Consider the following 6,000-nt stretch of genomic DNA (forward strand, 5'->3'; position numbering starts at 1 on the left):
TAGAAGAAACCGAAACGGAACCATCTCGCAAGACGGTTCCGTTCCCTGAACACCTGATTAACAAGAATTGTTTAGCTACGTGACAATCTTGTCACATATGGGATCGCTACCGCTCGATGCAGATCGCGATCCCCATCCCGCCGCCGATGCACAGCGTTGCCAGGCCCTTGCGCGCGTCGCGTTTCGCCATCTCGTATAGCAGCGTCGTCAGCACGCGCGCGCCCGACGCACCGATCGGATGCCCGATCGCGATCGCGCCGCCATTGACGTTGACGCGTTCTGCATCCCAGCCGAGTTCCTTGCCGACCGAGAGGGCCTGCGCGGCGAACGCCTCGTTTGCCTCGATCAAGTCGAGGTCCGCCATCGTCCAGCCCGCCTTTTCCAGCGCGCGCCGTGTTGCCGGGACCGGGCCGATCCCCATGACCGAAGGATCGACCCCGGCGGAAGCCCAACTCGCGATCCGCCCGAGGATCGGCGAGCCGCGGCGTTCGGCCTCGGCGCGGCTCATCAACACCAGCGCCGCTGCACCGTCGTTGAGGCCGGAGGCGTTCGCGGCAGTGACGGTGCCGTCCTTCTTGAACGCCGGGCGCAACCCGGAGACGCTCTCGAGCGTCGCGCCGGCGCGGATATATTCATCGTCGGACACGATCGTGTCGCCCTTGCGCCCCTTGATCGTGACCGGCGCGATCTCGTCGCGGAACCGCCCGCTCGACCGCGCCGCTTCGGCCAGGTTCTGCGACCGAACCGCAAAGTCGTCCTGCGCGCTGCGCGTGATCTGATATTGCTCGGCAAGGTTTTCGGCGGTGATTCCCATGTGATAGCCGTTGAACACGTCGGTGAGACCATCCTTCACCATCGTATCGATGAGGCTGAGGTCCCCCATTTTCTGGCCGCCGCGCAGCGTCTGCGCGTGCGCGCTCATCGACATGGATTCCTGCCCGCCCGCGACCATGATCGTCGCGTCGCCGCAGGCGATCGACTGCGCCGCCAGCGCTACCGCGCGCAGCCCCGAGCCGCACACCTGGTTGACGCCCCAGGCCGGGATTTCCTTGGGGATTCCCGCCGCCATCGACGCCTGGCGCGCGGGATTCTGACCCTGCGCGGCGGTCAGCACCTGTCCGAGGATCACCTCGGAGACGTCCTCGCCCGCGACGCCTGCCTGCGCCAGCGCTGCCTCGATCGCGACGCGACCGAGCTCGTGCGCGGGTGTCGCCGCGAAGGCACCGAGGAAGCTCCCGACCGGAGTGCGCTTGGCGGCGGTGATGACGATGTCCTGCATGGCAAGCTCCTGTGGGAAACGGGGGTCACGACGAGATCGCGACGGTCGAAACAGGGTCTTTATCTAAGGTCGGGAAGCGCGTTTAGCCAGTCCGACAATGGCTCCCACAGTTGTGCGCGGGCACCGCTGCCGACGACCATCCCGACATGCCCCGCGCCCAGATCGCGTCGGTCGGGGAGATCGGCCGCGGTCGCCGCGGGCACGATCCGGTCGTTGCGCGAGACGAGATCGATCGTCGGGCAGGCGATCGCGGCGGGATCGACGGGGGCCCCGCCGACGGACCAGTGGCCGGTGCCCGGGGTGTCGCTCCCGATGAAATCCTCGAACAGCTCGCGGCCAGCGTTATAGGGCAGGGGGGCACCGGCGTTGGCCCAGTCCTCCATCGCGACGAACTGGCGGAAGGCGAGTGTGCCGGGTGGGACCGTAGCAAAGGCCTCGTATTTGGCGATCGTCCGCGTGGGGTCGAGCCGCCAGAACCCGCTTTGCAGGACTTCCATCGGGACCAGCCCCATGGTCGCGCACGCCGGACCCGCCGCCTCCCACAAACGCGCGATATCGCTGCGCGCGGTCGACCCCAGTCCTGCGAACCGCCATGGCGATGCAATCAGCGCCAGCCCCGCGACGTTGGTCCCCGCCGCGGCGGCCAGCGCCATCGTGCCGCCGAGGCAATAGCCGGCGAGCACGGGGGGCTCGGGGAATTTGGCGATCAGCGGCAGCAGCACCCGCTCGACCAATGCGGCGATGTCGGGACCGTCGCGGTCGGGCGTGGGTGTCCCCCAGTCGAGCAGAAACGGACGATGCCCCTGCGCCGCGAGCCAGCGCAGCAACGACCGCTCTGGCATGAGATCGAGGATATGCGGTGGATTGATCAGCGAGGGCACGAACAGGACCGCGCGACCGTTCGACCCGCGCGATGCGTAATCCCGGACGCGCGCGCCGGCCTTGCGATAGCGCACGGGTGCGCGCCTGGGCGGCTCGCCGCGGGGGGCCTGCTGGTAGGCGCGCAGGCCTGCCAGCGCCGCGGCGCGGCGATCGGGCGATGCTGCGGTGTGTTCGTGCAGCATATCGAGGAACAGCGGGAGGGGACGTGGGCCGCGGAGTTGGTCGGAACCGCCGTGTTGCAGCGCCGCAAGAAATGGTGGTAAGGTTGTCAAGACCATATGCGGGGAGCGCTTCTCGATGAAGAAGACCATTCCGGGCGACGGCCCGGTGACGATCAAGAAATATGCAAACCGCCGCCTCTATAACACCGAGACGTCGTCTTACATCACGCTCGAGCATCTCGCTGCAATGACGCGCGAGGGGCGCGACTTCAAGGTGATCGACGCCAAGTCCGAGGAGGATATCACGCACAATATCCTCACCCAGATCATCATGGAAGAGGAGCAGCGCGGCCAGACCATGCTGCCGGTGCCGTTCCTGCGGCAGCTCATCGCGATGTACGGGGATTCGATGCAGGCGATGGTGCCGGGGTATCTCGAGGCGTCGATGGACAGCTTCCGCCGCAACCAGCAGCAGTTCAAGACCGCGGTCGAGGGCGCATTCGCCAACTCGCCGTTCGCAGAGCTTGCCAAGCAGAATATGGCGATGTTCGAGGCGGCCACGACCGCTTTCAAGACTGGCGGAGCGCCGGTCACCCCCGGAACCGCCTCGCCTGCGGCGGGAAGCGTTTCAAAGGATGAGGAAATTGCCGCGCTTAAGGCCGAACTCGGGCGATTGAACGAGAAAGTCGAGAAGCTCGGAAGCTGAGTGCGGCGGCGATGGGATGGGTTGGCGCTGCGGTTGCGTTCGGCGTGGCGGTCCTCGCCGAATTCGCCGATCGCCGTACGGTGCGCCGCACCAATCTTGACCGGGTCGGATGGCTGGATTGGCGCACCGTCCAGATGGGGGCGGTGATCGCCGCGGTTGTGTGCGTCATTGCTGCGCAGCGATAGGGCATTGGTCGGAAGGGCCGTCCGCTCGTCGTGCCTGAGGGACTTCAATCCGCGAGTCGGAGCGTCATCCCTCCGATGTATCAACCTGAAACACGTTCGAAACTAAGCACTTGCGAGCCGTACATGATTTGTTAAGGTTTCCGCCAGCCTCGCGACGTAAGCGGGCAGCTTTAAAGGATCCATCATGTCAAAACTCACTCGACTCCTGGTCAGCGCCGCAGCGGTCGCTGGTTTCGCCGCGCCGGCTTATGCCGCGCCGATCATGGGCTCGTTCAGCCTCCTGTCGTTTGGCGGGACATTCATCGGCGGCACGGCGCTCACCGCAACCGGCCTCGATTTCGGCGATGCCTTTACCAATTCCGGCAATGGATATGGCACCGCGGGCACCGCGATCATCGGCAACCAGACGGGCGACTTCATCGGGCTTGGTCCGGTTGTGTTTATCTCGGACATCGCGCTCGGGGCGTTCGCCAATCCGTTCTCGGGTCCGTTCCTGACCTTCGCCGGTAGCGACCTGACGCTCGATTTCGCGAACGCCAGCTTCACGCGGTCGGCGCTTGGAACGAGCATCAACATCACCGGGACCGGCGTTTTCTCCAACGGCGTGGCGGCGGATGCAGCCGCGGGTACGTTCGCCCTCGCCGTGTCGTCGCAGAGCGGCAAGGCCAGCAGCACCACCTTCACCTATTCGGCAAACGCCAGCACGGTTAGTGCAGTGCCGGAAACGGCGACCTGGGCGATGATGCTTGCGGGCTTCGGCGCGGTCGGCTTCGCGATGCGTCGCCGCCAGAAGATCACGACGCGCGTTTCCTACGCTGCGTAAGCGATACCGATCACGGTAATGCGGAAAGCCGCCGGTCCCCTCGGGTCGGCGGCTTTTTCACGCCCATCGTCGGTCGAACCGGACCTGCGTCGGCTTACAGGCACGCCTCGAGATACGCCTGGTCGAACCCGAACGTCCGCGCCTTCTCGAGCGTGTAGGGGCGCAGTCCCATCGAGCGATATTCGCCGATGATCTTGCCGTCGGCGCTCTCGTCGAGATATTCGAACTTGAACAGTTCCTGCGTGACGATCACCGGGCCTTCCATCCCGATCACCTCGGTCACGTTGGTCACGCGGCGCGAACCGTCGCGAAGACGCTTCACCTGGATGATCATCTCGACCGAATCAGCGATCTGGCGCGAGATCGCTTCCTTCGGCACCTTGATGTCCGACATCATCACCATGTTCTCCATACGCGCGAGCGCCTCGCGCGGGGAGTTGGCGTGGAGCGTACACATCGAACCGTCGTGACCGGTGTTCATCGCAGCGAGCATGTCGAAACACTCGCTGCCGCGGATTTCGCCGAGGATGATGCGATCCGGGCGCATACGCAGCGCGTTCTTGACGAGATCGCGGATGCTGATCTCGCCTTGGCCCTCAAGGTTTGCGGGGCGGGTTTCGAGCGGGAGCCAGTGTGGCTGCTGGAGGCGAAGTTCAGCCGCGTCCTCGATCGTCAGCACGCGCTCGCCGGGGTCGATCATCTTGGACAAAGCGTTGAGCATCGTCGTCTTGCCCGAGCCGGTACCGCCCGAGATGACGACGTTGAAGCGGCACGCGCCTGCGATCTTGAGCGCGGTCGCCATTTTCGGCGACATCGAGCCGAAGCCCGCCATCATGTCGAGCGTGATCGGCTTTGCGGAAAACTTACGAATCGAGATTGCGGTGCCGCGCAGGGATAGCGGGGGCACGATGACGTTGACGCGGCTACCGTCCTTGAGGCGGGCGTCGGCGAGCGGCGTGGTCTGGTCGACGCGGCGCCCGACCGAGTTGCAGATGCGTTGCGCGATCTGGAACAGATGTTCCTCGTCGCGGAACTGGATCTGCGCGAGCTCGAGCTTGCCCTTGCGCTCGACATAGGTCTGGTCGGGGCCGTTGACCATGATGTCGGTGATGTTCGGATCGGCAAGCAACTCCTCGAGCGGACCCAGCCCGAGCAGCTCGTCGACCAGCACCTTCTCGAGCGCGAACTGCTCGCGACGGTTGAGCGTCAGCTTCAGCTCGGCGAGAACTTCGCCGATGATCGGGCGAAATTCCTCGGCGAGCTCGTCCTTGTCGAGCGTCGCAGCGGCTTCGGGGTCGACGCGCTCAAGCAGACGCGGGAGCACCTGTTCCTTGATCTTGTGGATCGAGCTTTCGAAACCCTCGACCTTGCTGCTGCCCGCATCGCCCGACGACGCCTGCCGGTCGGCAAGACGCTGCATTGCGTCCTGCTGGAGTGGCGGGATCGACCCGAACGCATCGATTTCGCCGGGCAGGGGGGGGATCGGCAGCGGCGGGAATTGCTCCCCGCCTGCTTCGTTGTCGGCGGGCCGGGCACCGCCTCCTTGCATCGGGCGGGCAACGCCGAACGCGGGGCGGGCACCCGCTCCGGCCATGCCGGGTCGCCGTCCAAATGCACTCATGCCGCTGTCTTTCCCATGATGCGATCAGGGTTAAGAGCGAACGGTTGATAATTGCCTAACTACGCACGTTAGGACGTCTTTCAATCAGGCGACGCGCTCCGCCAGCACGGTGAGACCGCGCGCGATGACCTCGGCAAAACCGCCCTCGATCGTGATCGTCTCGGGGGTGGAGTCCGCGGTGCGATACACCGACAGCGCACCGTCGCGGATCGTCGACATGACCGGCGCATGGCCCTCGAGCACGCCGAAATCACCTTCGGTGCCGGGGACGACGACCATATGGACCGATTCCGAGCGGACCAGCTTTTCGGGCGTGACGAGTTCGAAGTGCAGCATTTTATGT

General features: G+C 65.2%; 7 protein-coding genes. 3 read left to right on the plus strand and 4 right to left on the minus strand.

Going from position 1 to position 6,000, the window contains the following annotated elements:
* Positions 1 to 106: 106 nt before the first annotated feature.
* Positions 107 to 1,279 carry an acetyl-CoA C-acetyltransferase gene (locus RH91_RS11460; protein ID WP_010162895.1) on the minus strand — a complete coding sequence of 391 codons (1,173 nt, stop codon included), beginning with the start codon at positions 1,277 to 1,279 and terminating at the stop codon, positions 107 to 109.
* Positions 1,280 to 1,338: 59 nt separating this feature from the next.
* Positions 1,339 to 2,439 carry an alpha/beta fold hydrolase gene (locus tag RH91_RS11465; protein ID WP_010162896.1) on the minus strand — a complete coding sequence of 367 codons (1,101 nt, stop codon included), beginning with the start codon at positions 2,437 to 2,439 and terminating at the stop codon, positions 1,339 to 1,341.
* Positions 2,440 to 2,458: 19 nt separating this feature from the next.
* On the opposite strand from RH91_RS11465, the gene phaR reads away from it, so the two are divergent.
* The 3 genes from phaR to RH91_RS11475 all read left to right on the plus strand — a co-directional run bounded on the left by phaR (position 2,459) and on the right by RH91_RS11475 (position 4,036).
* Positions 2,459 to 3,028, plus strand: a complete 570-nt coding sequence (gene phaR / locus RH91_RS11470; protein ID WP_010162897.1) for a polyhydroxyalkanoate synthesis repressor PhaR — start codon at positions 2,459 to 2,461, stop codon at positions 3,026 to 3,028.
* Between the two features lie 44 nt (positions 3,029 to 3,072).
* A complete protein-coding gene (locus tag RH91_RS22835) occupies positions 3,073 to 3,213 on the plus strand; it encodes a hypothetical protein (protein ID WP_232283483.1) in 141 nt (46 codons plus the stop codon).
* Between the two features lie 184 nt (positions 3,214 to 3,397).
* On the plus strand, positions 3,398 to 4,036 hold the full coding sequence (locus tag RH91_RS11475) for an FxDxF family PEP-CTERM protein (RefSeq protein WP_010162898.1): 639 nt from the start codon (positions 3,398 to 3,400) through the stop codon (positions 4,034 to 4,036).
* 94 nt (positions 4,037 to 4,130) lie between these two features.
* On the opposite strand, the gene RH91_RS11480 is transcribed toward RH91_RS11475, so the two are convergent.
* Complete coding sequence (locus RH91_RS11480) at positions 4,131 to 5,657, minus strand: CpaF family protein (RefSeq protein ID WP_026046492.1); 1,527 nt, start codon at positions 5,655 to 5,657, stop codon at positions 4,131 to 4,133.
* An 84-nt stretch (positions 5,658 to 5,741) separates the two neighbouring features.
* Entirely contained in the window at positions 5,742 to 5,993 is a 252-nt protein-coding gene (locus tag RH91_RS11485) for an ATP synthase F1 subunit epsilon (RefSeq protein ID WP_029623801.1), read from the minus strand.
* Between the last annotated feature and the right edge of the window lie 7 nt (positions 5,994 to 6,000).

It is taken from the genome of Sphingomonas sp. PAMC 26617 (assembly GCF_000242835.1).
Taxonomy (GTDB): Bacteria; Pseudomonadota; Alphaproteobacteria; order Sphingomonadales; family Sphingomonadaceae; genus Sphingomonas.

Bases quoted from the DNA above. Each gene is read 5' to 3' on its own strand.
- RH91_RS11460 (WP_010162895.1), bottom strand. From the start codon at position 1,279: ATGCAGGACATCGTCATCACCGCCGCCAAGCGCACTCCGGTCGGGAGC.
- RH91_RS11465 (WP_010162896.1), bottom strand. From the start codon at position 2,439: ATGGTCTTGACAACCTTACCACCATTTCTTGCGGCGCTGCAACACGGC.
- phaR (WP_010162897.1), top strand. From the start codon at position 2,459: ATGAAGAAGACCATTCCGGGCGACGGCCCGGTGACGATCAAGAAATAT.
- RH91_RS11475 (WP_010162898.1), top strand. From the start codon at position 3,398: ATGTCAAAACTCACTCGACTCCTGGTCAGCGCCGCAGCGGTCGCTGGT.
- RH91_RS11480 (WP_026046492.1), bottom strand. From the start codon at position 5,657: ATGAGTGCATTTGGACGGCGACCCGGCATGGCCGGAGCGGGTGCCCGC.
- RH91_RS11485 (WP_029623801.1), bottom strand. From the start codon at position 5,993: ATGCTGCACTTCGAACTCGTCACGCCCGAAAAGCTGGTCCGCTCGGAA.